Annotated in this window: 23 protein-coding genes and 2 pseudogenes; 6 read left to right on the top strand and 19 right to left on the bottom strand. The window is 71.7% G+C overall.

The genetic code is table 11. The annotated features are described in order from the left end of the window. Nucleotides 1–7: 7 nt before the first annotated feature. From ACIG3E_RS22105 to ACIG3E_RS22085, 5 genes are all read right to left on the bottom strand, one after another. Nucleotides 8–1,687 carry an ABC transporter family substrate-binding protein gene (locus ACIG3E_RS22105; RefSeq protein ID WP_399619024.1) on the bottom strand — a complete coding sequence of 560 codons (1,680 nt, stop codon included), beginning with the start codon at nt 1,685–1,687 and terminating at the stop codon, nt 8–10. A 90-nt stretch (nt 1,688–1,777) separates the two neighbouring features. Further along, nucleotides 1,778–4,867: a dipeptide ABC transporter ATP-binding protein gene (locus tag ACIG3E_RS22100; protein ID WP_399619021.1), complete on the bottom strand. Its 3,090-nt coding sequence runs from the start codon at nt 4,865–4,867 to the stop codon at nt 1,778–1,780. Next, nucleotides 4,864–5,871 carry an ABC transporter permease gene (locus ACIG3E_RS22095; protein WP_399619018.1) on the bottom strand — a complete coding sequence of 336 codons (1,008 nt, stop codon included), beginning with the start codon at nt 5,869–5,871 and terminating at the stop codon, nt 4,864–4,866. The genes ACIG3E_RS22100 and ACIG3E_RS22095 overlap by 4 nt, the downstream gene beginning before the upstream one ends. 189 nt (nt 5,872–6,060) lie before the next feature. Then, nucleotides 6,061–7,404 (bottom strand): hypothetical protein, encoded by a 1,344-nt coding sequence (locus ACIG3E_RS22090; RefSeq protein WP_399619016.1) that lies wholly within the window; start codon nt 7,402–7,404, stop codon nt 6,061–6,063. A gap of 314 nt (nt 7,405–7,718) precedes the next feature. Next, complete coding sequence (locus tag ACIG3E_RS22085) at nt 7,719–8,237, bottom strand: lytic polysaccharide monooxygenase auxiliary activity family 9 protein (RefSeq protein ID WP_399619013.1); 519 nt, start codon at nt 8,235–8,237, stop codon at nt 7,719–7,721. 162 nt (nt 8,238–8,399) lie between these two features. Here ACIG3E_RS22085 and ACIG3E_RS22080 point away from each other — a divergent pair, with 162 nt between their 5' ends. Both ACIG3E_RS22080 and ACIG3E_RS22075 read left to right on the top strand, forming a co-directional pair. Then, the gene (locus ACIG3E_RS22080; RefSeq protein WP_399619010.1) at nt 8,400–8,972 is read left to right on the top strand and encodes a GNAT family N-acetyltransferase; all 573 of its coding nucleotides are present in this window, start codon (nt 8,400–8,402) and stop codon (nt 8,970–8,972) included. A gap of 9 nt (nt 8,973–8,981) precedes the next feature. Next, complete coding sequence (locus tag ACIG3E_RS22075; protein WP_242714175.1) at nt 8,982–9,428, top strand: PPOX class F420-dependent oxidoreductase; 447 nt, start codon at nt 8,982–8,984, stop codon at nt 9,426–9,428. A 53-nt stretch (nt 9,429–9,481) separates the two neighbouring features. On the opposite strand, the gene ACIG3E_RS22070 is transcribed toward ACIG3E_RS22075, so the two are convergent. The 8 genes and pseudogenes from ACIG3E_RS22070 to ACIG3E_RS22035 form a co-directional block, all read right to left on the bottom strand. Then, nucleotides 9,482–10,231: a LuxR C-terminal-related transcriptional regulator gene (locus ACIG3E_RS22070; RefSeq protein ID WP_399619006.1), complete on the bottom strand. Its 750-nt coding sequence runs from the start codon at nt 10,229–10,231 to the stop codon at nt 9,482–9,484. Nucleotides 10,232–10,262: 31 nt separating this feature from the next. Further along, nucleotides 10,263–11,966 (bottom strand): amidohydrolase, encoded by a 1,704-nt coding sequence (locus tag ACIG3E_RS22065; RefSeq protein ID WP_399619004.1) that lies wholly within the window; start codon nt 11,964–11,966, stop codon nt 10,263–10,265. 275 nt (nt 11,967–12,241) lie between these two features. Beyond that, a pseudogene (locus ACIG3E_RS22060) lies at nt 12,242–12,504 on the bottom strand (aldo/keto reductase); the annotation flags it as partial. Nucleotides 12,505–12,789: 285 nt separating this feature from the next. Then, nucleotides 12,790–13,125, bottom strand: coding sequence for an Lsr2 family protein (locus tag ACIG3E_RS22055; protein WP_399619001.1), 336 nt, complete (start codon nt 13,123–13,125; stop codon nt 12,790–12,792). Between the two features lie 655 nt (nt 13,126–13,780). Beyond that, nucleotides 13,781–14,878, bottom strand: coding sequence for an iron-containing redox enzyme family protein (locus ACIG3E_RS22050; protein ID WP_399619834.1), 1,098 nt, complete (start codon nt 14,876–14,878; stop codon nt 13,781–13,783). A gap of 84 nt (nt 14,879–14,962) precedes the next feature. After that, nucleotides 14,963–15,232, bottom strand: a pseudogene (locus ACIG3E_RS22045) (CDGSH iron-sulfur domain-containing protein); the annotation flags it as partial. Next, the gene (locus ACIG3E_RS22040; protein ID WP_399619832.1) at nt 15,117–15,806 is read right to left on the bottom strand and encodes a methyltransferase; all 690 of its coding nucleotides are present in this window, start codon (nt 15,804–15,806) and stop codon (nt 15,117–15,119) included. The gene ACIG3E_RS22040 and the pseudogene ACIG3E_RS22045, both read right to left, overlap by 116 nt. Nucleotides 15,807–16,121: 315 nt before the next feature. Then, nucleotides 16,122–16,862, bottom strand: coding sequence for a class I SAM-dependent methyltransferase (locus ACIG3E_RS22035; RefSeq protein WP_399618998.1), 741 nt, complete (start codon nt 16,860–16,862; stop codon nt 16,122–16,124). 206 nt (nt 16,863–17,068) lie between these two features. On the opposite strand from ACIG3E_RS22035, the gene ACIG3E_RS22030 reads away from it, so the two are divergent. Together ACIG3E_RS22030 and ACIG3E_RS22025 are read left to right on the top strand one after the other, a co-directional pair. Next, the gene (locus ACIG3E_RS22030) at nt 17,069–17,413 is read left to right on the top strand and encodes a hypothetical protein (protein ID WP_399618995.1); all 345 of its coding nucleotides are present in this window, start codon (nt 17,069–17,071) and stop codon (nt 17,411–17,413) included. Nucleotides 17,414–17,569: 156 nt separating this feature from the next. After that, a complete protein-coding gene (locus tag ACIG3E_RS22025; RefSeq protein WP_399618992.1) occupies nt 17,570–17,734 on the top strand; it encodes a hypothetical protein in 165 nt (54 codons plus the stop codon). Between the two features lie 102 nt (nt 17,735–17,836). Here ACIG3E_RS22025 and ACIG3E_RS22020 read toward each other — a convergent pair whose 3' ends face one another. Together ACIG3E_RS22020 and ACIG3E_RS22015 are read right to left on the bottom strand one after the other, a co-directional pair. Further along, entirely contained in the window at nt 17,837–19,567 is a 1,731-nt protein-coding gene (locus ACIG3E_RS22020; RefSeq protein ID WP_399618989.1) for a helix-turn-helix domain-containing protein, read from the bottom strand. After that, nucleotides 19,564–20,229: a DNA-binding protein gene (locus ACIG3E_RS22015; RefSeq protein ID WP_399618986.1), complete on the bottom strand. Its 666-nt coding sequence runs from the start codon at nt 20,227–20,229 to the stop codon at nt 19,564–19,566. Before ACIG3E_RS22015 ends, ACIG3E_RS22020 begins: the two co-directional genes overlap by 4 nt. Nucleotides 20,230–20,378: 149 nt before the next feature. Here ACIG3E_RS22015 and ACIG3E_RS22010 point away from each other — a divergent pair, with 149 nt between their 5' ends. Then, nucleotides 20,379–20,924, top strand: coding sequence for a putative immunity protein (locus ACIG3E_RS22010; RefSeq protein WP_399618983.1), 546 nt, complete (start codon nt 20,379–20,381; stop codon nt 20,922–20,924). Nucleotides 20,925–21,131: 207 nt separating this feature from the next. Continuing rightward, nucleotides 21,132–21,902 carry a hypothetical protein gene (locus ACIG3E_RS22005; protein WP_399618980.1) on the top strand — a complete coding sequence of 257 codons (771 nt, stop codon included), beginning with the start codon at nt 21,132–21,134 and terminating at the stop codon, nt 21,900–21,902. Between the two features lie 49 nt (nt 21,903–21,951). On the opposite strand, the gene ACIG3E_RS22000 is transcribed toward ACIG3E_RS22005, so the two are convergent. From ACIG3E_RS22000 to ACIG3E_RS21985, 4 genes are all read right to left on the bottom strand, one after another. Continuing rightward, nucleotides 21,952–23,268, bottom strand: coding sequence for an alpha/beta hydrolase family protein (locus tag ACIG3E_RS22000; RefSeq protein ID WP_399618977.1), 1,317 nt, complete (start codon nt 23,266–23,268; stop codon nt 21,952–21,954). A 184-nt stretch (nt 23,269–23,452) separates the two neighbouring features. Further along, on the bottom strand, nt 23,453–25,030 hold the full coding sequence (locus tag ACIG3E_RS21995) for an alpha/beta hydrolase (RefSeq protein ID WP_399618975.1): 1,578 nt from the start codon (nt 25,028–25,030) through the stop codon (nt 23,453–23,455). A 201-nt stretch (nt 25,031–25,231) separates the two neighbouring features. Further along, nucleotides 25,232–25,444 carry a DUF4287 domain-containing protein gene (locus ACIG3E_RS21990; RefSeq protein ID WP_399618973.1) on the bottom strand — a complete coding sequence of 71 codons (213 nt, stop codon included), beginning with the start codon at nt 25,442–25,444 and terminating at the stop codon, nt 25,232–25,234. Between the two features lie 39 nt (nt 25,445–25,483). Continuing rightward, nucleotides 25,484–26,158 carry a DUF998 domain-containing protein gene (locus tag ACIG3E_RS21985; protein ID WP_399618970.1) on the bottom strand — a complete coding sequence of 225 codons (675 nt, stop codon included), beginning with the start codon at nt 26,156–26,158 and terminating at the stop codon, nt 25,484–25,486. Nucleotides 26,159–26,318 lie beyond the last annotated feature (160 nt).

Here is a 26,318-nt window from a genome sequence, read left to right as displayed (position 1 = left end):
CCCTCTCTCACCTGGTGAAGCCGATGTCCTGGTAGACGATGGAGGCGAAGCCCTGGGCTCCCAGGTTGGCGAGCGAACGCTTCGACGCGACGATTCCCGGATCCTGGTAGAGAGGGATGTCCGCCGCTTCCTGCCAGATCAGGCGATCGGCCCGGTTGATGACGTCGACGGCCTTCCGCTTGTCCGTCTCGGTCGCCGCCTCGTCGAGCAGCGCGTCGATCCGCGACGTCCCGGTCCGCGAGAAGTTCAACTGCGTATCCTTCCCCTTGGGCTTCACGTAGAGGCTGCGGTTGACCGACACCGGGAAGGGCCTCGCGGTCCAACTCACCGTCGTCAGGTCGAAGTTGCCGGGGATGATGTAGCGCTCGAAGAGCACGTTGCCCGGCACGAGCGTGAGTTTCAGCCGGACACCAGCTGTGCGGAGCATGGCCTGGATGACCCGCCCCTCGTTCTGCGCCTCGGCGTCTCCGCTCATGGCCAGGTAGTCCAGTTCGAGCTTGTGGCCGTCCTTCTCGCGGACGGCGCCGTCGAGCCGCCACCCGGCGGAGGCGAGGGCCGCCCGGGCGGCCGCGGGGTCGTAGCTGCCGATCCGGCCGCCGTTGTCCTGGTAACCGGCCTGCTGGGGCAGGAGGAGGTGGTTGCCGAGCGGTTGTGCCTTCCAGTCGACCCCCTGGAGGGCGACCTCGGCGATCCGCCGACGGTCGATGGCCCGCGCCAGAGCCCGTCGCACGCGGGCGTCCCGCAGGATGGGGCTCTGCCCGTTCATCGTCAGCTGGTGGTGGCTCGCCGACCCGGCCCTCAGGAGCCGCGCGTGCGGTGTGTCCTGGGCGGAGCGGTACGCGGCGGCTCTCACCCCTACGTCGAAGAAGTCGACCTCACCATTGGCGAAGGCCCCCGCGTGAGCGGCCGGATCGAGCGCGCGGAACACGATCCTGTCGAGCATCGGAGTGTCGCCCCACCACTTCTCGTCGCGCACCACGGTCAGTGTCTTGGCGGTCTCGTCTCGCTGGGCGAACTTGAACGGCCCAGCCGTGACGGGTGCTGTGCCCTTGAATCCGTCGTTGAAGCCGCGGGCCGTACGGATGACGGACGCCGGGTACAGGGGCGTGAACAGCGAGCGCCACTCCCCGAAGGGCCTGGCGAAGTCGACGGTGACCTCCCGGTCTCCCCCGGGCCCCCTCGACACCTTCGCGATCAGGTCGTAGCCGGTGTGGGACACCGCGTGGAAGTCCGGATCCCTGCCGTTCTGCGCGCGCCAGCTCGCCTGGAAGTCCCGGTAGGTGATCGGGGTCCCGTCGGACCATCGCGCGTCGTCGTTGACGCGGTAGGTGACGCGCTGCCGCCCCGCCTTCGTGCGGGACACGGCGGAGACGAGGTAGTCGGGGTCCGGCGCCACCCGGCCGCGGTCGTCGCTCTTCATGAGGACGGGCATCATCGACTCCATGATGCGGCGTGTGTCGATGTTCCCGCCGTCGAGATGGCGGACGTTGAGGTTGTCCTGGATGACGCTCAGCGGCCAGTCGAGTACGCCTCCCTTCCTCAGGTCGGCGCGGTCGACGCGGTTGACCTGGCTCGCGGCCGGTCCCGCCGACGGGGGCTTGTCGTGGCGGGTCGCGCACGCGTTGACGAGCGAGGCGCAGACAGCGGCTGCGACCGCCGATGTGACTGCCGTGCGGGTAGGGCGCATGGGGCCGCCTTCCTGTGAACGTGACTACCGACTTCCGCCCCCGCGCGCCGGTCGGGCTCTTCGGCCGTGGGCGGCTGCTGCTGGTGGCCCTCAGCCCCAGTCCTCGCGAGGGCCGGGGAAGTGACAGGCCGCGGTGTGGTCCTCCCCCTGTGCCGAGGGCGTCGGGTCCTCGGCCTCGCAGCGTTTTCGCCGCTCGGGCGGTAGGTCGGCGTAGCGGGGGCAGCGACGGCGGAAGCGGCACCCGGCGTCGGCCTCGTCCGGCCCCTGGGCCTCGCCCGCCAGCGGGAGGCGCGCCCGGGCCCGCTCCCGTCTCGGCTCGGGCCGGGGCACGGCGGACAGCAGGACCTGGGTGTAGGGGTGGCTGGGCCGGGTGAGGACCGCGTGGGCGGCACCGGCCTCGACGACGCGTCCCCGGTGCATGACCGCGACGCGGTCGGCGAGGTAGGCGGCCACGGCGAGGTCGTGGGTGACCAGGAGGCAGCTGATGCCCAGCTCCGCCCGCAGCCGGTGCAGCAGGTTGAGCACGGTCGCCTGCGCGGAGACGTCCAGCGCCGCTACGGGTTCGTCGAGCAGCAGCAGCTTCGGCCGCAGGGCCAACGCCCTCGCGATGCCGACGCGTTGGGCCTGGCCTCCGGAGAGCTGTGCGGGGTAGCGGTCCTGGTGCTCCGCGCCGAGGCCCACCAGGTCGAGCAGGCCGCCGGCCCGGCGGGTGCTCGCCTCGCGGGTCCAGCCGTGCGCGAGCAGCGGCTCGCTGACGATGTCCTCGACGGTCATGCGCGGGTCCAGCGATGTCACGGGGTCCTGGAACACCATCTGCACCTCACGGCTCAGCCGCCGCCGCAGGCCGGGCGTCGCACGGCGGCTGTCCTGACCGGCCACCAGGACGGTGCCGGTCGCGTGCCGCTGCCGCTGCGGCGGCTCCACGACCTGTCTGAGGAGCGTGGTCTTGCCGCTGCCCGATTCACCGACGAGGGCGAGCGTCTCGCCCTCCCTGATGTCCAGGCTGACGCCGTCCACGGCCCGTACCGGGTCCGTCCTGGACCACCCCGACGTCGAGCGGCGGCCCGGGTAGTGCCGCACCACCCCGTCCATCCGCAGCACGACGGGCCGTTCCGCGCGGGGCGTGCGTTCCCCAGGCGCTCCCGGACCGGGCGTGACGGATTCCCGGGCGACCGCCGTGCGGGCCGGGCCCTGGTGCTGTGCGCTCGCGTGCCGGCGCCCGAGCTCTTCGCCGCGCAGGCACGCGGTGGGGTGGCCGACGCCGTCGCGGACCTTCAGGGCGGGTTCCTCCTCGTGGCAGACGTCGTCGGCCAGGGGGCAGCGCGGTGCGAAGGGGCACCCCTGAGGCAGGCGGAGGGCGCTCGGCGGACTGCCCTCGATCGGTGTCAGTGCGCGCCGAGGGGCCTCCAGACGGGGCACCGCGCCGAGCAGACCGGCCGTGTACGGCATCCGAGGCCGTTCGTAGACGTCGTCCACGGGGCCTTCCTCGACGAAGCGGCCCGCGTACATGACGTGGATCCGGTCGGCGAGGCCCGCGACCACCGCCAGGTCGTGCGTGATGATCACGACGGCTGCTCCCGTGGCCGTACGGGCCTTGCCGATCAGGTCCAGGATCTGGGCCTGGGTCGTCACGTCCAGGGCGGTCGTGGGTTCGTCGGCCACGAGCACCGACGGGTCGTTGGCGATGGCCATCGCGAGGGCGACGCGCTGCCGCGTCCCGCCGGAGAGTTCGTGCGGGTAGGCGTCGATCCGCCGCTCCGGGTCGGGCACGCCCACGGTGTCCAGGAGCTCGATCGCCCGCCGTCGCGCCGCCGTCCGGGACAGCCGCTGGTGGACGCGCAGGGCCTCCACGATCTGGTTCCCGACGGAGTACACGGGAGTCAGCGAGGAGAGCGAGTCCTGGAAGACGATGGACAGGTCCTTGCCGCGGACGCGGCACAAGCCCGCCTGGTCCAGGGCCAGGAGTTCCCGTCCGTGCAGCCTCACGGAGCCGCGGACTTCGGCGTGCTCGGGGAGCAGGCCGAGGACCGCTGCCGCCGTGACCGACTTCCCGGCCCCGGATTCGCCGACGATGGCCAGTACCTCGCCCGGGCGCACCGCGAAGGACACGCCCCGCACCGCGTGCACGGTCCCGCCGGAGCTCGGCAGGCAGACCTGCAGATCCCGCACTTCCAGGACCGGTGGCACGCGCGTGTGCGTCTGCTCGCTCGCGGGCGGGGCGTCGGCGACGGGCGTGACGCGCCTCGCGGTGCCGCGCGGGCCTCGTGGCGCCACCGATCCCGGGTCGAGTGCGTCGCGCAGGCCGTCACCGATCAGGAACAGCGACAAGCACAGCAGCAGCAGACAGCCTGCGGGAAAGTAGAAGAGCCAGGGGTACGCCAGCGCGTTCGGCGTTCCCGTGGCGATGAGGGTCCCGAGCGACACCTCCGGCGGGTGCACCCCGAAGCCCAGGTAGGCGAGTCCCGCTTCGGCGATCACGGCGGAGCCGAACTGCAGCGTCGCGTCGATGATGAGGAAGGACGCCAGGGACGGAACGACGTGCCGACGGATCACCGTCCGGCCGGGCACCCCGAGGTAGCGGGACGCCCGCACGAAGTCGCGCTGCTTGAGCGACCTCGTGGCCGTGCGTACCGCCCGTCCAGTGATCATCCAACCGAACGCCGCCAGGAACACCACAAGGAGCAGCCACGTCGTGTCCTCGACGACCGGCGACAGGGCCGTGACCAACAGGAATCCGGGCAGGACGAGGAACAGATGGACGCAGCCGAGTGCCGCGCGGTCCGTCCGGCCACCGGCGTAGCCCGCGACGGTCCCGATGGTGACCGCGATCGTCGTGGCGAGGAGCGCGGTGAGCAGGCCGACGACGAGGGACCTCTGGGTGCCCCGCAGGACCAGGGCGAAGACGTCCGCTCCCGCGCCGTCGGTGCCGAACGGATGGCTGCCGCCCGGGGGTCGGCGCAGGGCCAGCGGATCGAGATCGCTGTGGTCCCAGGGCTGGAACAAGGGTCCGCAGCAGGCCAGTGCGGCGAGCCCGACGAGCAGCACCGCGCCGAAGAGCGCCGCCGGGTGACGTCCCCACCCGCGCACCACCTGGGCGACTCGACGGCTTGCGCTCCTGCCGCCGAGGAGGCCGCCCTGAGCGGCTGTCAGCAGGCCGCCGGGGTCCGGGAAGACGCTCATGGCGTCCTGCTCCTCGGATCGAGAATGAGGTGCAGGACATCGGCGACGAGGCCCGCGCAGAGCACCAGGACCGCGGTGAAGAGCCCGACCGCCGCTACGACGTTGACGTCCTGGGCGAGGACGGAGTCGACGAGCCACTCGCCCATGCCGTGCCAGCCGAAGATCTTCTCGATGAAAACGGCTCCGGTGAACGTCAACACCGCGTTGTAGGTCAGCAGCGGCAGCAGCGGCAGTACCGCCACCGGCAGCGCGTGTCTGCGCAGCGCCGTGCGCCGGGAGAGGCCTTTGGCCCGGGCGGTGCGCACGAAGTCCTCGTGCACCACGTCGAGCATCGTCTGGCGCTGGTACAGGCTGAAGAGGGCGGCTTGGAACACGATCAGCGTGGTGGCCGGGAAGACCGCGTGCTGGGCTCTGCTGACCAGCCTGTCCCAGGTCCCCGTCGCCCCGGGCGCGTACTCGCCGGTGTACTCGAAGACGGTGCTCCCCACCAGGTCGTTGATGTTCCGCGCCCAGAGCTGGAGGGCCAGGGCGAGGACGAAGACCGGGGTGGCGAGGACGGTGAAGGCCGCCACGGTCAGGGCACGGCCGCTCCGGCGCCTCCGCAGCGAGGCGCTCCAGGACCCCAGCAGGATCCCTCCGGCCGAACCGATGGCGGTGGCGACCAGCACGAGCCGGGCGCTGGTCGCCGCCCGCCGCAGGAACTCCGGGCTCACCGGTGTGCCCGACACCGTGCGGCCCAGGTCTCCGTGGGCGGCCCCCTGTGCCCAGCGGGCGAACCGTTCGACGACCGGGGTGTCGGGGTTGAGGTTGTAGGCGTCGAGGACGGCTTCGACCTCCGCCGGGGACGGCGGCGGGTTGCGGTCGACGTAGGTGGAGCGCGGGTCCAGACTCAGTGCGGCGAGGAGGTAGGTGCAGCCGACCGCCACCAGGACCAGGAAGAGGGTGGCGGTCAGTCGCCGGGCGCAGCAGCGGAACACGGACGAGGCCCCTCGATTCGATGCCATCTGGAACGACCGAATGGCGCTTGCCTCGGACCGGCTCGCGGGCCGAGGCACCGAAAAGAGTAGCTATCTGACCGTCACATACGGCCCTGGCCTGAGGATTCGTACCCATAAGGGGGATGCCCGGGAAACAGGCGCCCCTCGGGACCCACGAGTACGACGAACCCGTACTCCGGCCAGGGGAACGCGCGTTCAGCGCAGACGGCGCAGGAACACGTCGGGCGCGCTGTTGGTGTCGTCGGGGACGAGGTTTCCGGCCGGGGAGTCGAACACCGCCGCGCTGCCGTCCTCGGTGACCCCGGTGCGCGGGCCCGGCTCGGTGTCCTCGGAGGCGAGGTCGGTCTCGACGCTGACGAGGGTCACCTCGCCGGTCCGCATGTCCTTCAGGAAGACGTCCCTGCTGCTGTCGCCGTCGTTGCCGGGGTCGAGGTTGGTTGCGGCGGAGGTGAACACCGCGTAGCGGCCGGTGCGGCTCAGGGAGACGTCATCGCTGTCGCCGTCGGCCGGTGTGCCGTCCGCGGCGGCGCTGACCAGGCGCATGCGCTGGGCCTCGCGGTCGTAGAGGAAGACGTTGTGCCGACTCTTCGGGGCCGGTCCCTCGGGGCGGAGCACGCTGGAGGTCGAGGTGAACGCCACCGAGCGGGCGTCGCCGCTGAGGGCGGCACCCCAGGACGGGGTCTTGCGGTTGTAGCCGTGCGGTACGGAGATCAGTTCCGTGGTGTGCTTCTGGCGATCGCGCAGGAAGACGTCCGTCGCGGAGAGGTGGTCCTCTGCGTCGGTCAGGCCGGAGGCGTTCGAGGTGAAGGCGACGTAGCGGCCGCCCAGGTCACCCGCGAACGCGGGCCCGAACGCGTCGCCCTCGCCGTGCTTGCCGTCGTTGCCGAGCTGCGCCAGTTCGGTGGTCTTCTTCTTGCGGTCGTAGAGGAAGACGTCATCCCGCTTGTTGGCGTCCCCCGCGACGAGATCCTCGGCGCCCGAGGCGTACGCGACGTACCGGCCGTCGCCGCTGACCGCCGGGTCGTACGTCAGAGGTGCGCGCAGCCCGTCGTAGGAGGCGCCGGTGGGGCTGATCCGTTCGGTTCTGCCGGTGCGACGGTCGTGCAGGAAGACGTCGTCGAGGTCGTTGGGGTCGCCGCGGACGAGGTCGTCGGCGGTGGAGGTGAAGACCACGTACCGTCCGTCGGGGCTGAGGGAGGCTTCCCGTACGACGCCGTGGCTGGCCTTTCCGTTGCTCTGGACGCTGACGCGTTCCGTCGTCCCGGTGCGCAGGTCGCGGACGAAGGCGTCGGGGGTGCCGTTGGTGTCGTGCGCGACCAGGTTGCGGGACGCCGACACGAAGGCGACGTAGCGGCCGTCGGCACTGATGGTGGGCCCGCTGGACGCCGCGTTGCCCTGCCCGCCCGTCGGACCGACGCTGAGGCGCTCGGTGTGCGGCACGGCGGCGGGGGCGGCGGAGGCACCCGGCGAAAGGACGGCCATGGCGCAGAGGGCGGCGAGCGCGGCGCCGACAGCCGTCACGCGCTGATGGACGGGCATCCGGTTCCTCCTGTGTGGACGGCGGTCTCCGTGTACTGTCCGGGCACGCGTCGACTGACGAGGGCCGCGCCGGATACCCCGGACACCCGGATATCCGTCGCTGCGGAGTTCGTCCCTGGCCCCGCGCACCGTAGGCGAGCGAACACGGTGCAGCCCAGGAGGTCAATGTGTCGCGTGCCCTCCACGGTACGGATGCGCCGGTTGCATCAGGGGGCAGAAGCGTTGCGGCGGGCTTTTGTGCCGTACTCCCGTGGAATGGGCAACCATGGGCACGGATGCGACAGCCGACGCCCGCCGCGGTCCGGGGAAGCCGCCTAGCCGCGGATGTTCACGTCGATGCAGGCGTAGAACGCATTCTCCGTGTCGGCGATGTTCCAGACCGCCAGGACCTTCTGCGGGCCGCGGATGCCGCCGAAATTAACGGTATGGCGGACAAACTGGGGCGGTTGCGCGCCGCCCTGGTCGAACTCGGCGACTTTCCGGGCGCCCACGAAGTACTGCCACGTAGTGGTGGAGTGTTGCGCGGTCAACTGCCAGGTGAACGTGGTCGAGTTGGTGATGCCGTGGACGGCCCAGCCCTTTCTGTCGTCGTCCAGGTCGGCGAACTGGGCATTGCCGCCGCTGCAACTCTTGAGGCCTTTGGGCCCTTCGACCGCGTCGGGCTCCCATTTGATGGGGCCGCACTCCACGCTCCCGCTGAAGCACTGGTCCTGCCGGCTGGCGGGCGAGGTCACCCAGCCGTGCGCCTGGGCAGGAGCGGCCGGGAGGCTCACGGCGATCAGCGGTGCGAGGCCCAGGACGAGGGCGGCGGCCAGGCTCTTTTTCGCGAACATGACAACTCCTTCCACTGTTGGTCCGGACCATAGCGCGCGGCGATGGGCGGTCAAGAACTACGGGACGGAAGTGGCCATGAACGCGTTCCGGGACGCGGCGGGCACATGAGGCCTGCCGACCCGCCATTGCACGGAGCCGCGCCACGAACGATCATGGCCGCCATGGAGCGACCGAGGCAGCTCATCGAGTGCGGAGACTTCGTCCTGCGACGCTGGCGGGGGCAGCGCGACTTCGAGCGGGCGTTCACGTTGATCGAGGAGTCCGTGGAGCATCTGCGGCCCTGGGAACCATGGGTCGAGGCGCACAGCGCGGAGCACACCCGGAACTTCCTCGCGAGGGCCGAGTCGAAGTGGGCGAGCGGAGACGTGTACAACTACGCCATCGCCGAAGGCGACACGCTCGTCGGCATGTGCCAGTCCTACCGGGGCCCCGAGCCCCGGGGTCGGCTCATGGGGTACTGGCTGCACCCGGCCGCCACCGGCCGTGGCCTCGCCACGCGGGCGGCGGCGGCCGTGGTCACCGAGATGTTCGCCCTGCCGGACGTGGCGTATCTGGAGATCATTCACGATTCCGCCAACACCTCAAGTGCCGCGATACCGCGCCGGTTGGGCTTCACCGAGGTCCGCCGCGAGCAGGCGCCGTTGCCCACGGCCCCCTCCGGCAGCGGGATCAACGTGGTCTGGCACCTGGAGCGGCCCGCACCGCCGCGGTCACCCGATGATCATGGTTGGTAGCCTCCCCTGATGACTGCAACGTTCAATGACTCCGTACGCGCGCGGCTCCGAGCCGCTCACATCTGGTACGTCGGCACGGTGTTCGCCGACGGAGCACCGCAGGTCAGCCCGATGTGGGTGGACCTGGAGGGAGACAACGAGCTGATGTTCAACACGTCGGTGGGCAGGGTGAAGGAGGAGAACCTGCGCCGCGACCCGCGCGTCTACCTCTCCCACGCGGACGCCGCCGACCCCTTCGACCGCGTACAGATCAGCGGCGTGGTGGACCGCTTCGTCGAAGGCGAGGAGGCGCACGCGATGATGGACCGGCTGGCCCGCAAGTACCTGGGCAGCGAACGCTTCGAGTGGCTCATGCCCGGTGAGGAACGGGTCGCGGTGATCGTGCGGCCCACCAAGGTCCGGCACATCGTCGGGGTCGAGCGCTTCCGGCCCGGCGGTCCCGTCCCGGCTCCCTGACCGGGGGCGCGTGGGCCTGGGGGACGCTCCACAGCCGAGGCCGGGCCCTCGCGTCAGTCGGAGGCTTCGATGCCCCAGGCCACCGCGCGCGCCGCGGCCGCCGCGCGGTTGGGCAGGTCCAGCTTGGCAAGGATGTGCTCGATGTGGGTGCCCACGGTGCGCGGCGTGACGTAAAGGCGCTCGGCGATCTCGCGGTTGGTGCGGCCCGTGGTCAGCTCGGCGAGGACCTGGAGCTCGCGGGGCGAGAGTCCGCCCGGCCGCCCGGCGGCCGCGGCGGCCTGCGGCTCCACTTGCGGAGCGACGGCCGCGGCGAGGGACTCGGTGAGCAGCGTGACCACGGCGCGCGCCGGGTCGGGCGCGCGCCGCGGTCGGCGGGTGCTGACGTTCAGCATGCCGACGTACCGGCCGTCGGCGGCGAACAGGCACTGGGCCACGCCGTCCTCGATGCCGAGGGGGGACAGCACGTCCTGGAAGCCGGGGGATGCCGCCAGGAGCTGCCCGGGGACGTCCCTGAGCCAGAGGCCGCCCCGCTCCGGGCTGCGGAGCACGGGGAACACCGGGTCGCGGTGGAGGCGGTTCTCGATGTAGGCCGTGGCGTCGTCCGGGTAGCTCCCGGCGAGGGTGGTGTGGCGCCGGTGGAGCGGATCCCACCGGGTCAGCGAGGCGTGGTCGTACTCCATCACCTCGGACAGCGCGGTCAGGACCGGATCGAGACCGCTCGCGCCGGTCGAGGCGCTCCTGGCGGCCTCGCGGACGTGGACGGCCGCGTCCAGGATGTCCGCCGTGCTCCGCCGCGCTGCCATCCCCCAAGGATGATCATGTGTCTGGAATACGTCAAACGCGCAGGGTGTCGTGCACGACCTGCCCGTCCACGACGGTGAGGACGACCGGCATCGTGGGGATGTCATGCGGATCCGCGGCGAGCAGGTCCCCGTCGAGCACGCACAGGTCGGCGGCCTTGCCGGGCTCCAGGGAGCCCTTCCAGTCGTCGGCGAAGTCCTGCCAGGCCGCGTTGATCGTGTACGTACGAATGGCCTCGGCCAGGCCGATGCGCTGCTCGGGGCCGCTGACCCGGCCCGCGGCCTTCGACTCGCGCAGCACCATCGTGGCGACGCCCTGGCGCCAGTCCGGGTGCGTGACGGGGGCGTCGGACCCGCTCGCGACGCGCACGCCCGCGTCGATGGCGTCGCGGTAGGGCCACGCGTACGCGGCGCGCTCGGCGCCGACGAAGTCCTCCTCCATGTCGGCGACGGTCCACTTGATGGTGGGGTTCATGTTGACGCCGAAGTCGTGCGCGGCGAGGACCTTCATGCTGTGCGCGGTGAGGAAGTCGCCGTGGATGATGTAGTGGCGGGCGTCGGTCCTCGGGTGTTCGGCCATGGCCGCGGCGAAGGCGTCCGCGACGGTGTCGCAGGCCCGGTCGCCGGTGACGTGGATGCCCAGCTGGTGCCCGGCGACGTGGGCGTGGCGGATGATGGCGTCGATCTCGGCGGTCCGCTCGGTGTCGCTGGCGCCGCCGACGCACAGGGAGCCGCAGCCCCCGCCGACGTACGGCTCGTGCATCCAGGACGTCTTGTTGGGGACGACGCCGTCGGCGAAGACCTTGACGCCGTGGATCGCGAGGCGGCGCGGGTCGGCGTCGCCCTGCGCGCCGATGGCGGTGAGGGTGCGGGCGAACTCCTCGGCGGTGCTGGCCATTCCGGTGGGCAGGAGCAGGACGCCGACGCGGGCGGTCAGTTCGCCGTCGGCCAGGAGCTGCCGGTAGACCTCCAGGGTCTGGGCACCGAGGGCGCCGCGCATGATGCCGTCGCCGCCGGGGCCGAGCCCGGGCTCGGTGTAGCTGGTGATGCCGAGCCGGGCGAGGGCGGCGAGGGCGGACCGGATCGCTTCGGTCCGCTCCTGGCGGCTGAGCGGCGGCAGCGCGTTCTGGATCAGGGCCTGGGCGCCCTCGTGGAGCAGTCCGGTCGGCTCCCCCGCGGCGTCGGTGACGATGGCTCCGCCGGGCGGGGCGACGGTGTGCCGGTCGATCCCGATGAGGTCCAGGGCCTTGGAGTTGACCCAAGTGGCGTGGCCGGAGAAGGAGTACAGGACGACGGGGTGGTCGGGGCTCACGGCGTCCAGGTCGTGCCGCGAGGGCGTCCGCGACGGGTCGGCGACGCATTCGTCGAGGTAGCCCGGGTCCCAGCCGTGCCCGGTGATCCACTGTCCGGCGGGGGTGCGCCCGACGGCTCCCCGTACCGCGTCGGCGACGTCCGTGAGGGAGGACACGGCGGGGTGGCCGAGTTCGACGGAGAGCGGCGGCGTCGACATACCGAAGGCGCATCCGTGCAGATGGGAATCGTTGATTCCGGGGAGCAGCGTCGCCCCGCGCAGGTCGACGACGCGGGTGTCGGGTCCGATGAGCGGGGCGACGTCGTCCCGCTCGCCGACGGCGCTGATGACCCCACCGGTCACGGCCAGGGCCGAGGCGATGGAGAACTCCGCATCGACCGTGACCACCTGGCCGTCGAGAAACACCAGGTCCGCATACGTGTCCACAGAGGGTCCTTTCGGGTGGCGGGCGCGCTGCGGGCGCCCGCGAACGATCTCCCGAGGACTATGGCCGCGCCGCTCTCCCTCGCACATCGGTCATCCAACCGATACGACCTCCCGCCTCACGGCGGCGGACGAGACCGGCGGCCCCGTCGTGACGCTGGACTCGCTCGTGTCCCGGCCGGTGACCGAGGGCCAGCGCGAGAGCGGTCCCGGTTCAGGGTGGGGCGGCCGCCGCTCAGGTCGAGTGCCCGGCCCTTGCGGTAGCACCCGGTCAGGAAGCCCGAGGCCAGCGGGAAGTGGACCTTGGTCACGAGGACCACGTCGTGGCGCCGCCCCTTGAGGGCCTTGCCGACGACCGTCTCGGATTCGCCCGCCGAGTAATGTCGGCCGTGTCGACGAAGTTGATTCCCTCGTCGAGGGCGGCGTGGACGATGCGGGCGCAGTCTCCGTACTCGGCGTTTCCGACGAAGCCGGACATCATGGTGCCCAGGCAGTACGCACTGACTTCTATGCCGGTTCTGCCCAGGACGTGGCAGCGCATGCCGCTCTCCTAGGGGACCGCCTTCTCGGACCTCGGCGACCTTACGAAATCAAGTGCGCTCCAGGGCAAGCACGGTCTTGGGCGGCCTTCTCGTGAGGGGCGCCGGGGGCGGCTGTCGTGGCTCCTGGCGGGGCGTCAAGCTCCGCTTCTCCGCGCGGGATGGCCTGGCCGCGTTTCCCGTGCAAGGGGACCCGGCCGTCGGCGACCGCCGGTCGGGGTGAGCCGGGCTGCGACTCCCCCGGGCGCGGCGGCCGCACCGTTTGCCTTGTTTCCGAGCGGCCGATATCAGGCGGCGGCCTTCTCATAGGCCTCGCGGATGTTCGCCGGGACGCGGCCGCGGTCGTTGACCTCGAAGCCGTTCTCCTTCGCCCAGGCGCGCATCTTGGCGGTGTCCTGTCCGGCGGCGCTCTTGCCCTTGGCCGCGGGCTGCTTCACGCCGCGGCCGCCGCCGGTCTTGCGGCCGCCTTTCAGGTACGGTTCGAGGAGGCCGCGCAGCTTGTCGGCGTTCTTGGTGCTGAGGTCGATCTCGTACACCTTGCCGTCCAGGCCGAACGTCACGGTCTCGTCGGCCGTCTTGCCGTCCAGGTCGTCAATCAGCTTGATTTCAACGCGCTGTGCCATGGTTGTGCCTTTCGTAAAGGGGTGCGCCGATGAGGGGCGGCCTACCGGCCACCGGGCTTGTCGTGGCCGCTATCCGCTGACGCTCACGCCGACCGGTCAGCGCGCTTGTCCGAGTTTCGCTCGCTGCCGTGGGGCGTGTTCGTCCGCATACAACTTCTCTACCCCCCAATCCATTTGGGGATCATCTCAGAGGAATGCGGAGTCCGCTAGCGGTAATCCTGATGATGTGGCACCGAGACGCTTCTCAATCTTCAGGACAAGCCGGTCCGGCGGAATCGCTCAGGCGTCCGCTAGCCGACATTCGCCGCCTTCCGGCGAGGAGGATACGCGGATCGACCAAGGTCGTCCGGGACCTGAACAGAACACGGCTCTCCCGTGTCAATGAAGTACGACCGGGAAGTACGACCGGCAGCCTCGATGCGGCGATCTCCCATTCGGTCGTTCTCGTCACGCCGCTCTCCTCAGCTCGAAGTCAGCGCCTCGAAGTCATCCCTCGAAGGCCATCGCCTCGGCCGCTTCCCTCGATCTCTCCGCCTTGATCTCTTCTTCTCGATCACTGAACGTGCCTGTTTGATCGCACCGCATCGAGATCGAGGTCGCCGTCGGCACGGCTACCTGAGATGCGTGAGAAGCCCGGCGGGCGGTAGAGCGGAACCTACAGGGGGGCAGGCGTCACACACGGGAGGGGGACGCGCAATGCGCTGTGCCCCTCGCGCCAGGCGGCCAGGAGGTGGGCGGCCAGGCGGGCCTCGACGAAGTCGGTGGTGTGGACGCCGAAGGCGATGTCGGCGTCGAGCTCCGGCTCGGCGGCGAGCAGGCCTCCGACGACGTCGCGGCGCACCACCTGCTCGTGCACGGCGTCGGCCTCCACGTGTTCGTCGTAGAACCGCTCGGCCGCGGGGCCCGCGCCGACGCGCCGCAGGGCGGCGGCCAGCCGCCGGGAGCCGGGCGGCGAGGTGACCTCCACCGCGGCGAAGTGCCCGACCAGTGCGCCGCGCAGGGCCCGGTGGAGCCCGAACAGGGACATGAGGTTGACGACGGCGAGGGCTTCGGCGGGCGCCGCGTCGAGGTAGTGCCCGTAGGAGGTGTCGAGGCCGAGGTCGGTCATGAGGTCGGCGAAGAGCCGCGCGTGGATGCCCTCGGGCCGGCCCGCGCCGAACTCGTCGAACTCCACGGCCACCATCGCGGCCTTGGCGCGGCCGTGCAGCCGAGGGATGACCCAGGCGTGCGGGTCTGCTTCCTTGAGGTGGTAGAGGGACCGCAGGGCGGCGTACTCCCGCAGTTGCCACAGCTCTCCGTCACGCTGGAGGTGGTGGCTGACGCTCGTCCCGTCGTGTCCGGCGGGCTCGGTCAGCAGCGCGTCGAGGGCCTGCGCCGCGTCGCCGGGCCGGGTGGCGTCGGCCCGCAGGGCCCGGACGAAGCGCTGTTCGAGCCTGCGCCGCAGGGACAGCAGGTCCGGGTCCCACTCCCGCTCGTCGTCCACTCCGGCGAAGCCCTGGTAGTGGAGTTCGTACAGGACGTAGAGGGCGAGTTGCAGATCGTCCCCGTAGGGGTCGGCGTGCCGCGCCGCTTCGTGGGGCGCGGGGGTGCCGCCCTCGCGCAGGGCCGCGATGACGCCGTCGGACACCTCGCCCCGGGCTGCCGGGAGCTCCGGGCTGCGCCCACGGGACTCCGGGACCTCCGTGGCGCTTCGGGAGCGGGCGGGCGCCACGGACGTAGGGTCGCGCGGCGGCTCGGTGCGGGCGGAGGGCATGACGGCGGCTCCTGCTTCGGCGTCCTCGGTCGCGGGGGCGGAGGCCCGTTCCGTGTCCGGTCGGGTCCGGCGGCGATGGCTCGTGTCGCACCAGGGGGACGTACGGCTGCGGCGGCAGGTGCAGATCGCGACCTGGAAACGGTCCGAGACGCGGCCGGTGCCGTCATCGCCGACCACTTCCACCGGCCCTTCCACCAGGAGGGGGCCCTCGCGGTCGACGGTGACGCGGCGGGGGTGTTCAGCGGAGTTCGGCACGGATGACCACCAGCTCCTCCCTGGTCTCGGAGTCGCCGAGCAGTCCCGCCCGGCGCAGCCAGGCGCGGCGGGACCGCAGGACGGGTCCGAACGGAACATACTCCCGGTCGATGACCGCGGCCTCCATGCCGAGGCGGGCGAGCCGGTCGAGGGACGCCGTGACGCCGCACAGCCCAGAGTGCACCATCAGCAGGGCGCCGCCGGGATGCAGTACGCAGGGCGCCGCGTCGCAGACGCGGTTCACCACCGCCCTGCCTTCGGTTCCCGCCTCCCAGGCGCGCGCCGCGCCCCGCCGGGGAAGGCCGGGGGACGGGCTGGGGACGTACGGCGGGTTGCTGACCAGGAGGTCACAGCAGGCGTCGGGGAACTCCTCGGCCAGGTCGCCGCGGCGCGCGGTGACGCGCAGCCCGTTGCGCAAGGCGTTCAGGCGGGTGGCCAGGACGGCCCGCCGTGAGATGTCGACGGCGGTCACCCGGGCGCCCAGCGCGGCCGCCGCGACGGAGAGCGCCCCCGAGCCGCTGCCCAGGTCCAGGACCTCGGTGTCCTCGTCGATGCCCTCACGGCGCAGGGAACGGGTCAGGAGGTCGGTGTCGTACTGCGGCGCGTAGACGCCGGGGAGCGTGAAGAGGCGAGCCAGCCGGGCGGTCCCCGACGACGTACGCGTGGGGGGCATCGGCTGCCCGCGCGTAGGGGCAAGCGGCTGCGGGTGCGTCTCTGCGCTCATCGGCATCTCCCGTCGGTCGGTGTCCACGAGAGGGCGCCTTATCCCACCATCCGCCGGTTCTCCACCGCTCACCACCAGAACGTTCACAGATGGTGACTAAGTGAGAACTATGCGGATTTGTTTGCCGTCTCGGTCGTGTCACTGAGTGCCCACTGGGATGCTTCTGAACCCCGAGCGCCCTCGGATCCGACGGGCCGAGCGGTCCGGCGCTGGTTCAGGAGAGGTCATCGCGATCACGCGTTGGCCGACGGCGAGCCGGGCACGTCAGGCGCGGCAGCGCAGCATCTCCAGGGGCGGGTTGGCGAGGCAGTCCGCCCAGAAGTCGGCCCCGAACTCGCGTACACCCGCCTCCGACACCGTCACCGGCACCCAGGTCACCTCGCTGAATCCGGCCGCCCGCAGGCACTGTTCGTAGACCTCGCGGCGCGGGCAGGCGCCGACGAACGAGATCGGCGGGTCGAGGAGCGCCGTGACCCGGACGCGCGGCCCGGTCTCGATCTCCTCGCCGGTCGCCTCGCAGAGGAAGCCGTACTTGGCCAACGACGGCCCGTCGAAGCGGTAGTCGGGGTTCTGCGCGAACACGAAGAACTCGCCGCCGGGCTTGAGGCTCCGGTGTACGTTGCGGCCCATCCGCTCCATGGCAGCGATGTCTTCGGCGTAGTTGAGCAGCTGCACTCCAAGGGCTATGTCGAAGTGCCGCCCCAGCGGCCGCAGTTCGGCCACATCACCCACCTCGTAGCGCACGCCCAGCGGATCGCGCTCCTCGAACGCCCGGGCCACGGCGACCATTTCGCCGGAGATGTCGACGCCGAACACCTCCGTGGCGCCGCGCCGCTTGAGCTCCCTGCTGTAGAAGCCGGTGCCGGAGGCCAGGTCCAGGACCGACTTGCCGCGCACGTCACCGACCATGCCCAGGAAGCTCGGCGTCTCCCCGTACCGCGCCAGCGGCAGGGCCTTGAAGCCCTCGAACGCCTCACCGATCTCGTCGTACTGCTGCACGCTCATCGCACTGCACTCCCCTGCGCTTCGACATGCCCGTGGCCACGACCCCCGTCCCCGGGGACACGCCGTGGCGATTTCTGATGGGCAGTCTCTACGGATTCCGACGGGCCGCCGTACTGGCAGAAGCCACAAAGATCGGGGCGCCGCCCCGGGTTCCCGTACAACGGGAGCACGCTGGGGCTGTACCGTCGCCGAGGCAGGGAGGATTCATGAGCGACAGCGATCCGCACGTCCACGTCGAGGCGCGGGTGGGCCGCGGCGACGCCGCCGCCCGCACCATGATGGCATCCACGTTCGGGCTGGTCAGTGAGCTGCCGAGCGTCGTCACCACGGGGTGCGGGCTGCGGGTGCCGTACGCGATGGCCTCGGCCCGTCCGGACCGTGTGACCTGCCTCGCCTGCCGTGCGCACGCGCGCCGCGAACACCTGCGTCTCGCGGAGGAGGTCGAACGCCTGAGCCTCATGCTCGGATCCACGATCACCCCTGCCCAGGGCAGGCTCGCCGCGGCCAGGCATCGCGACCTCGCACAGGGGTTTTCGGACACGGAGAGCTGAGTCCGCGCCTCGCAGCGCGCCTGCCGCTCGGCGCGGTCCACCGGCCGGACGGCCCTCTGCGCTGGCCTGGTCGGGCCGGATGTGGGCACATGGCAGGGACGGCGCGACCGTGCGCCGTCGTCTTCCCGTACGCATTCCCGTACGAAAGGACTGGTCATGGGCGAGCACGAACGCGGCAGGGACAAGCCCCGGCAGGACGAAGAGGCCAAGAAGGCCCTCGCGGAGAAGGAGCGGGCCGAGAAGGAGGCGGCCAGGGCGTCCGAGTCGGACGACGCCAAGGCGCCCGGACAGGACCCCGGCGGTTCCGGGACGCCCGGGTAGTCCGGGACGCCCGGATGCTCCGGGTGTCCCGGATGGCGGGGCAGCCCGCCGCCTGCGGGTGGTCCGCCGCGGCGGGTGCGGGTCCGCCTCGCCGGACGACGGTCAGGGCGCGGCCACGGCCGCGTCCTCACCGAGGGTGTAGGTGTCCTTGACCTTCACCTGGGTCACGCCGCGGCCCTCCTCGAAGACGGCGCGCCAGTCGCCGATCACGTGGAGTTCGTCGGTGCCCATCGCGCGGACCACCATCAGGCCCTCGTCGTAGGCCTTGTAGGTCTTCATCCAGAGGTTGGCGAAGGCCTGGGAGCGGATGAGGTGCATCCAGTCGGAGCGGTACAGCTCGCGGTTGTAGTTCGACTCCCCCAGCGTCGAGACGAACTTGGAGTACATGGCCTTGACGTACTCCAGGGTCACCTCGTCGTCCTCGGCGATCGCCCGGTCCCGGGCGTCCTTCAGAGCGACGCGGAACTTCTCCAGGAGCCCTTCCGTGGCACCGGAGGTGAACGACTCGTGGATCTCGGGCGGGTCGCACAGGCCGTACTTCGGTCCGGACAGGCGCAGCAGCAGGCGCAGGGTCGGCTCGGTCACCCACAGGGGGCCCGGCTCGTCGCGGCTGCCGAGCGGGTTGGGGAGCACGTGGTCGTGGTCCCAGGCGGGCGGGGTGATCAGGTGGACTCCGGCCCGGCGCCGGTCGTGGGGGGTGCCCGTGGAGTGTTCCAGCTGGCCGATCGGCAGATGGGTCTTGAGCGCGGACAGGTACGCGCCGTTGATGTCGAGGGCGGTCACCTCGTGCTGCCCGGCGGGGAGTTCGGGGCGGGTCCACTTGGGGCGCGCCTCCCAGATCCGGTCGGCGCCGCGCGCGCTCTGCCTGCGCAGGATGTCGGGCATCCAGGGGTGGGCGACGATGTCGTAGCGGCCGCCGGTACGGGTGTGGTCGAGGAGTGCCATCGCGTCCGGGATGGCGCGCTTGACCAGGGCCGCGGTGGCCGCCTCGACGTCGCCGTGGTGCTGCGCGAGGGTCTCGGCCACGGCCGTGCCGATCAGGTCCGGGGAGGCGGCCGCGGCGGTCCGGGCGCGGCGGCCGACGGGGACGACCTTCACGCCCCGGCCCGGGCTGCGGACGGTGCGGGTGGCCGTGGCGGGCGCGCTGTCCGGCTCGGCCGCTGAGGGCCCCGAGGGCGCGGTGTGCGCAGGCCGCGCCGAGGCCGTGGCCGTGTCGGCCTCGCCCTGGGGAGCGGAGGCCGCGCACTCGGCGGCGTCCAGGTGCTGCGGGTAGCCCTCGACCTGGTCGCGGGCGGGCCGACCGCACAGGACGCAGGGCTGGGGCTCGGGGAGTCCGTCCTGTCGGGCCGGGGCGGCGGGGCTCGTGGCCGTCGGGGAAGGGGTGGCCTCGGCGGCTTCGGCGGTCGGCCCCGGGCTTTCGGCGAGCGGCCCCACCGGCTCGGCGGCTTCGGCGGGTGACTGGGCGCCTGCGGCGGATGGCTGGGCGGCTTCGGCGGGTGACTGGGCGGCTCCGGCGGTCGGCTCCATGCTTTCGGCGGGCGGCCCGACCGGCTCGGCGCGCCGCTCATCAGGCCCGGCGGCGCTCAGCCGGGCCTGGACCTTCTCCTCTGCCTGGCCCAGGAAGTACGCGTACCTGCCGCGGACCTCGCCGCTCGGGTCGCGGCCCGCCTCCCAGCCGCCGACCGTGGACGGGCTCACCGCGAGCGCGCGGGCCACCTGTGCCCGGGACAGGCCCAGCGCCTCGCGCAGCGCGCGGCGTCGCTCGGCGGGCGGCAGCGGAGCGGGCTCGGCCGCCGAGGCCAGCAGCGCGTCGATCGCGTCGAAGTCGCTCATGCCATCTCTCCGTGGGGGTGCGGGGAAGCCGTCTCGTCGCGGGGGCGCGGGGGCGACTTGAGGTAGGCGATCGGGCCGCCCGACCTCGCCTCCTGGACCCGGGCGCCCAGCAGCGTACGCGTGAGTGCGGCCAGGGCGGGGTCCTCGGTCAGGACGCGGAAGCCGTCGGGGTCGTCGAGCGCCGTGACCCGCCCGGCGACGCTCGCGTCGAACGAGTGCCGCACCTCCCGCCCTCCGTGCCGGGTGCCGCCGCGGCCGCGGATGGCCAGGACCCCGGTGACCCAGCCCGCGACCGCCACGGCCAGGACTCCGGCGGCGGTGACCTTGTCCGGTTCGCACCGCCACCACTGACGGGAGGCCTCCAGGAACTGTTCGTCCGTCAGGTGCGGGGCGTCCCCGATGAACTCCCGGTCGTCGTCCGCGTGCGGCGGCGGCCCGGCGGGCCCCGTACGCAGCACCGGCAGCTCCCCCCGGGTGACGCCGATCTGCGGGGCGCGGGCCAGGGCGTGGACCCGGGCGGCGGCGAGGTCGGGCAGGAACCCGCTGGCCAGGAGCTTGCCGACGGTGTTCGGCGACAGCCTGAGCACGGCGGCGGCCTCGGGCCGGGTGAGGAACGCGCCGACCAGGGCCCGGGGTGTCGTCAGGGCGACGGACGGCAGCACGCCTTCGGCCTCCGGATCGAGTGGGGTGAAGCAAGACGCAGTGTATTGCTTCACCATGCTCATCCGAGAGCTCCCCCCGCCCGGGTCGCGTACGGCCGGGGCAGCGCACACCGCCCGAGGGACCGGCCGTCCGTGGCAGGATCCCCGTCGTGACGAGCGTGGCCGGTGACTTCGAGTTGACCATGGACGAGCTGCGGGTCGTGGCGCGTTTCGCGGCGGAGAGCGCGCAGGAGGTGCTGTCCGTGTACGAGGACGCGCACCCCGGTGACCCGCGCCCCCGCGCGGCTGTCGCTGCCGCGTGGGAGTTCGCGCACGGCGCCCGGAGGACCAAGGTCCAGCGCGTCACCTCTCTGGCGGCGCACCGCGCGGCGAAGGAGGCGGCCGACGAGGCCGCTCGTCTGGCCGCCCGCGCGGCCGGTGACGCGGCGGCCGCCGCGTACCTGCATCCGCTCGCGCAGGCCACCCAGGTGGGCCATATCCTGCGTGCCGCCGCGTGCGCGGCGCGCGTCGCCGAGCTGACCGCGCCCGACGATCCCGACGCGGCCCTCGATCTCCTGGAGCGGACACGGCAGCGCGCGACACCGGTCCTGATCGACGTCCTCCACCGGTACCCACTCGCCCCGACCGGCAAGAGCCGGGTCGCAGAGCTGATGAGCGTGCTGGACGCGTCCCTGCGTACCGCCGCCCGCTCGTAGACACCCCGCCGACAAACCGGCCGTGCCACAGCCCCCGCTTCCCTCTTCTGAGTGGTGCATGCGGCTCCCAGGCATATCCGTCGCAGCGATGACGCACGACCAATGAGCGTGCTTGAAATGAACGTGCTTGAAATGAGCGTGCTTGCTCACTTGTTGCGTCACTGACGCGGCTTGAGACTCCGCGGGGGGCCTGTGGAACTGTGGCTGTTGAACCATCTGTCCACCACCGCGATCGCCGCTGTGATCGTCGGCGGCGTCGTCGTCCTGGCGCTGGCGGGCAGCGCCCTGACGCACCGGCTGCACCCGCAGCTGGCGGGCGGGGAGCACAACGACATGGTCGGCGTCGTCCTCGGCATGTACGGCGCCATCTACGGCATCATCCTCGCGTTCGTCGTCGTGACGCTGTGGACCCAGGTGCAGGACGCCGACGCGGTGGTGCAGAACGAGGCGTCGTCCCTGGCCCAGCTCACCTGGGACAGCGAGGTGTTCCCACCCGCCCAACGCGACCGCGTCCACGCGGCCGTCGGCGCCTACACCCACAAGGTGGTCGACGTGCAATGGCCCCTCATGCGAACCGGCAAGCCCCGCTACTCCGTCGCCCAGCAGCAGATGCGGGACCTGTTCACCTCGCTCCAGACGTACGAGCCGCGTACGGAGCGGGAGAAGGCCTTCTACCGCAAGGCGACCGACGACCTCAACGAGGTGGTCACCCAGCGCCGCGCCCGCATGACCATCGCCGACCAGGAACTGCCCACGCTGCTGAAGACCCTGGTGTACGGCGGCGCGCTGGCCTTCATCCCCCTGACGTTCCTCTACGGCATCAGCAGCCGCCGCGTCCAGCTCCTGTTCGTCGGCTCGGTCGCCGCCCTCATCGGATTCAGCCTGCTGCTCGTTGTCGCCCTCGACCACCCCTTCGCTGGCAACATCAGCGTCGACACGGCAGCGTACAAGGTGGGTCCCCTGGCACAGTTCTGGTGACCTCGCACGAGCACGGGTGGCGCGTGCCGCGCGGCGGCGCGGGTCGCTTTCAGTGCGGCTTCACGTACTCGACCTTCACGACGTTCGGCACCCGGGGCAGCTTCTTACGGCCCGTCAGGAGGGCCTGCGTGGAGGTGTCGTTCATCAGGTAGCGGCGGAAGAAGGCACTGGTGTAACCCGTGGCGATGCTGCGCTGGGTGGTCTCGTCGAGCCCTTTGTGCTGCTGGTTGGTGCCGTCCTGGGCGACGCAGCGGCCGGGCCGCCCGCCGGGAACGGCGTCGTTCTCACCGGCTACCTGCCCGCTGCGGGGAGACCACTGGGTGTTGAAGTAGTTGTGGTTGCCGCCGGTGAGGGTGATGCCGTGGAGCGGCGCCTTGTTGCGGCCCTTGTTCCACTTGACGTACTCACCGGTGTTGACCTGGTCGCAGGTTCCCCACAGTACGGCCATCGGCACCTGGGTGACGGGCTCGTTCTCCCAGGTGGCGGTGGGGGCGAGGCCGAGTGCCGCCTTCACCTTCACCCCGGCGGGCCAGTCGCCGTGCCGCTTGTCGGAGGCGTGCTGCATGACTCCGCCGCCGCCCATGGAGTGCCCGAGAGTGCCGACTCGTCCGAGGTCCACGCGCTCGGTGAAGGAGGCGGCGCTCGCCCGGCCGGTCTTCGCGTCCTTGAGCTTGCCCTTCAAAGGGCCCTTGCCCGCGTCGAGTTGCCGCCACAGATCCAGGTGCTTGTTGATGAGGGCGGCGCGTGCCTGGTACACCGAATCGGCCTGACCGCTGCTGGTGGCGTTGATCCCGTTCGCACCCATGGAGACCACCACGAAGCCCTGCCGGGCCAGGTCCTTGGCCAGATAGTCGTAGCCGGAACTGCTCGGCAGCGGAGCGATGCCCGGCCGACACGGCCACGCCGACAACCGGTCGCCCATCTCGCCCATGATCTTCAGCTGCCTGTCCGCCTCGGCCTTGTCACCGGCCTTCTCGGCCGCGGCCAGCGCCTTCTTGGCCTTCACCATCCGATGCTGCGCGGCACGGTCGGCGCAGGTGTTCCACAGGCCGTGCTGCATGACGATCAGCGGATGCCTGCCCGGGGCCACGCCCTTGGCGCCCGGCCCCTTCGGATAGTGGACCACCGCGGCGATCTCGTTCTTCCCCCGGTACGGCGGTGCGGGCACGAATGCCTGGTCTCCCAGGTCGTACGTCACCCGGCCCACCGACGGCGAACCGGACCCCACGGCGCCGGGAGAGGCCGCGCTGGCCGTGGCCGGGTGGGGGACGACCGCCCCGAGCACGGTCACCGCGGCTCCCGCGCACAGAGTCGCCGCACCGGCTCGTCCGCCGAAGGTCTTCCTGCTGTGGATCTCCGCCGCCATGCGGGGTCCTGCCTCTCACATCCTCGTCGATGGGGTCCGCAGGCTAACGCGCGGTTGTTAGGAACGTGTCAGAGCTGCTGACCGGGCAGGGCCTGGGCCCCCTCCCGCCCGGAACGCGGCTCGCGGGTGGGAGGGGGTGTGGGGTGGGCTGTCGGGCGGCGGTGTGGGACGTGCCCGTCGGGGGCTACTTGCAGACGGTGCCGTCAGCCGGGGCCTTGCCGTCGAGCAGGAACGTGTCGATCGCCTTGGTGGCGCAGCGGTTCTCGCCGTAGGTGCCGTGGCCCTCGCCGTCGACGGTCAGCGTGACGCCGACGCCCTTGCCCAACTGCCGGGCCATGCGCCGGGCGCCCTCGACCGGTGTGGCCGGGTCGCCGGTGTTGCCGACGACCACGATCGGGTCGGCGCCGGGCGCGGCCACCTCGGGCTTGTCCGCCTCACCGCGCACCGGCCACTGCGAGCAGCCGAGCAGGCCCTCCACCATGGACGGGCCGAAGACCGGGGAGGCCTTCTCGAAGGCCGGGCGCTGGGCGTCCACGTCGGCCCGGGTGTGGCGGCTGCGGGTGTCGGCGCAGGTGATCGCGGTGTTGGCGGCGTGCATGTTGCTGTAACGGCCCTTGTCGTCACGGCCGTTGTAGGAGTCGGCGAGCATCAGCAGGTTGTTGCCGGTGCCGTCCCGCATCGTCTCGCCCAGGCTCTGCGTCAGGGCCTCCCAGCCCTCCTCACCCGCGTACAGGGTGGCGCCGATGCCGGTCAGGGCGAGTTCCTTGGTGAGCTTGCGACCGCTCTCGGTGGGCGCGGGCTTCTTGTCGAGCTTGGCCAGCAGGGCGTTGACGCGCCGGTTGCCCTCGGCGGCGCCCTTACCGGTCGGGCAGTTGTCGGCGTACTCCTTGGCGCAGTAGGCCATGGCGGACTCCAGCGACTTCTGGAAGGCCCCGGCCTGGGCGAGGCCCGCCTGCACCGGGTCCTGGCTCGGGTCGACGACCGCGTCGAAGACGGTGCGGCCGACGTTCTTGGGGAACAGGTGCGCGTAGACACCGCCGAGTTCGGTGCCGTACGAGATGCCGAAGTAGTTCAGCTTCTTGTCACCGAGCACCTGGCGCATCAGGTCCATGTCGCGCGCGGTGGTGGCGGTGCCGACGTGCGGGAGCACCTTGGCGGAGTTCTTCTCGCAGGCCCGCGTGATCCGCCTGGCGTCCTTGAGCGCGTCCCCGCTGCCCGGGTCGGTGTCGAGGGTCTTGTCGTCCAGGCACGTGACGGGCGTGGTGTTGCCGACGCCGCGCGGGTCGAAGCTGACCAGGTCGTAGGCGGCGTTGAGCTTGGTGTAGTCCTCGGCCGCCTGCGGGAGCGTGGCGACGCCGGAGGCGCCGGGACCGCCGAAGTTGTAGACGAGGGAGCCGACGCGCTGGTCGGGGTCGGTGGCCTTCTTGCGGACGAGGGCCACGCCGACGGTCTCGCCCTTGGGCTCGGCGTAGTCGAGGGGCGCCTTCATGGTGGCGCACTGCCATCCCTTGCCGGGCGCCTCCGCGGTGCCCTGGGCGGCGGACGGCGCGGGGCAGGAGCTCCAGGACAGGCGCTGGCCGGTGAGGGCCGCGGGCAGCGCGGACGCGCCCCCGCCGGTCCCCGCGGTCGGGGTCACGGTGGACGTCCGCGCCCCCTTGCCCGCGTCGTCGGACCCGCCGCCGCAGCCCGCGAGGGCGGGGATCGCGAACAGCGAGGCGGCGGCCAGCACCGCGGTGCGACCCGGGCGTATGGGGTGGGGCATGCTGCGACTCCTGCCGATTTCGGTCATGTGAGAGCAATGAGAGTAAATGGTGAGCAAAGTCGGCTGTACTCTACCCACCGCCTCTCATCGACCGTGCCGCACCCCGGCAGGGAGTGCGCGGCAGCCGTTCGGCCAAGGGCGGGAAGCGCGAACGCCCCCTCGCCGCGGGGCCCGAAGGCCTCTCGGCAGGGGGGCGTCGGCCTACTTGCCGCTGCCTTCGGCGCGCGTGTGGGCGACGAGGGCGTTCGCGTGTCCGTGGCCCAGTCCGTGTTCGGTCTTGAGCCAGGTGACGAGCTCCATGTGCTTGGTCAGCGGCGAGCTGCGGATGAGGTCCACCCAGTCCGCGATCGGGCGCCCGTACTTCTTCTCGATGGAGGGGAAGTAGCTCGCCGGGCCATTGCCTGTCTGGGCCATTGCGGTGTCCTGTCTCTGGCGGGTGAGGAAGTGGAGTTATCAGTGGCTGGCGAGGGTGTGCGCCCTTGCCAGGCGGGCGGTGACCGCGGCAAGGCCCAGCAGCCCCAGACCGGCCCCGGCGGTGAACGCCAGGACGGTGGCGGCGGAGCCCGCGAAGCCGACGAGGACAGCGACAGCGACGAGGCGGCTGCCCACGGCCCACCCCCGGTGCCCTTGAGCGGCGAAGTGGCGGGCCAGCACGAGGAAGGCCGCGCACAGGGCGACGTAGCCCACCACGCCGCTGACCATGTGCAGGGCGCCGTGCCAGCTCATGGACGTGGCACGGGCGTCAGGGGCACCCGCGGGGAAACCGGCGCCGGGGTCGGCGGTGAAGACCGCGGAGAGCAGGAACGACGCGCCGAAGACAGCGGTCAGGCGGGGCGCCCACACCCCGCCGGGCCCACCGCGCAGCACGCGGCGCATGCCGACGGCACCGGCCATCAGCAGCACGCCCGTCAGCAGGAAGCTGGCCACCTGCATCCAGCCCGGTCCGCCGAGGCTCAGCTGGCTGAGCGCGTTGCGGGTGAAGTCGAAGCCGTCCCGCGTGAGCCCTTGAATCAGGCCCGCGCCCAGGAACAGCGGACCGGCCACGACGGCTCCGGCCAGGAGGGTGCGAGCGGTCACCGTGGCGGTGACGGTGACCGCGGCGACGGGAGCTTCGATCGTGTGCGACATGGCGTGATTCCCCCTGTTGGAACTAGACGGCTCAGTACTCCCCGCGGCGTGAGCGCCACAGTAGCCGGGCTAGAACTAGACTGTCCAGTACCGTAAGAGGCCGGGACGGAAGCGACCGAGCAGAGCAGGTCGGTCCGTGAGCCAACGCGGGGCGACTCCG

Source organism: Streptomyces sp. NPDC053474, assembly GCF_044544845.1.
Classification (GTDB): Bacteria; Actinomycetota; Actinomycetes; order Streptomycetales; family Streptomycetaceae; genus Streptomyces.
This window is presented reverse-complemented; position numbering and strand designations above follow the sequence as displayed.

Coding starts and splice junctions, on each gene's coding strand:
- ACIG3E_RS22105 (WP_399619024.1), bottom strand. CDS start 1,687: ATGCGCCCTACCCGCACGGCAGTCACATCGGCGGTCGCAGCCGCTGTC.
- ACIG3E_RS22100 (WP_399619021.1), bottom strand. CDS start 4,867: ATGAGCGTCTTCCCGGACCCCGGCGGCCTGCTGACAGCCGCTCAGGGC.
- ACIG3E_RS22095 (WP_399619018.1), bottom strand. CDS start 5,871: ATGGCATCGAATCGAGGGGCCTCGTCCGTGTTCCGCTGCTGCGCCCGG.
- ACIG3E_RS22090 (WP_399619016.1), bottom strand. CDS start 7,404: ATGCCCGTCCATCAGCGCGTGACGGCTGTCGGCGCCGCGCTCGCCGCC.
- ACIG3E_RS22085 (WP_399619013.1), bottom strand. CDS start 8,237: ATGTTCGCGAAAAAGAGCCTGGCCGCCGCCCTCGTCCTGGGCCTCGCA.
- ACIG3E_RS22080 (WP_399619010.1), top strand. CDS start 8,400: ATGGAGCGACCGAGGCAGCTCATCGAGTGCGGAGACTTCGTCCTGCGA.
- ACIG3E_RS22075 (WP_242714175.1), top strand. CDS start 8,982: ATGACTGCAACGTTCAATGACTCCGTACGCGCGCGGCTCCGAGCCGCT.
- ACIG3E_RS22070 (WP_399619006.1), bottom strand. CDS start 10,231: ATGGCAGCGCGGCGGAGCACGGCGGACATCCTGGACGCGGCCGTCCAC.
- ACIG3E_RS22055 (WP_399619001.1), bottom strand. CDS start 13,125: ATGGCACAGCGCGTTGAAATCAAGCTGATTGACGACCTGGACGGCAAG.
- ACIG3E_RS22050 (WP_399619834.1), bottom strand. CDS start 14,878: ATGCCCTCCGCCCGCACCGAGCCGCCGCGCGACCCTACGTCCGTGGCG.
- ACIG3E_RS22040 (WP_399619832.1), bottom strand. CDS start 15,806: ATGCCCCCCACGCGTACGTCGTCGGGGACCGCCCGGCTGGCTCGCCTC.
- ACIG3E_RS22035 (WP_399618998.1), bottom strand. CDS start 16,862: ATGAGCGTGCAGCAGTACGACGAGATCGGTGAGGCGTTCGAGGGCTTC.
- ACIG3E_RS22030 (WP_399618995.1), top strand. CDS start 17,069: ATGAGCGACAGCGATCCGCACGTCCACGTCGAGGCGCGGGTGGGCCGC.
- ACIG3E_RS22025 (WP_399618992.1), top strand. CDS start 17,570: ATGGGCGAGCACGAACGCGGCAGGGACAAGCCCCGGCAGGACGAAGAG.
- ACIG3E_RS22020 (WP_399618989.1), bottom strand. CDS start 19,567: ATGAGCGACTTCGACGCGATCGACGCGCTGCTGGCCTCGGCGGCCGAG.
- ACIG3E_RS22000 (WP_399618977.1), bottom strand. CDS start 23,268: ATGGCGGCGGAGATCCACAGCAGGAAGACCTTCGGCGGACGAGCCGGT.
- ACIG3E_RS21995 (WP_399618975.1), bottom strand. CDS start 25,030: ATGCCCCACCCCATACGCCCGGGTCGCACCGCGGTGCTGGCCGCCGCC.
- ACIG3E_RS21990 (WP_399618973.1), bottom strand. CDS start 25,444: ATGGCCCAGACAGGCAATGGCCCGGCGAGCTACTTCCCCTCCATCGAG.
- ACIG3E_RS21985 (WP_399618970.1), bottom strand. CDS start 26,158: ATGTCGCACACGATCGAAGCTCCCGTCGCCGCGGTCACCGTCACCGCC.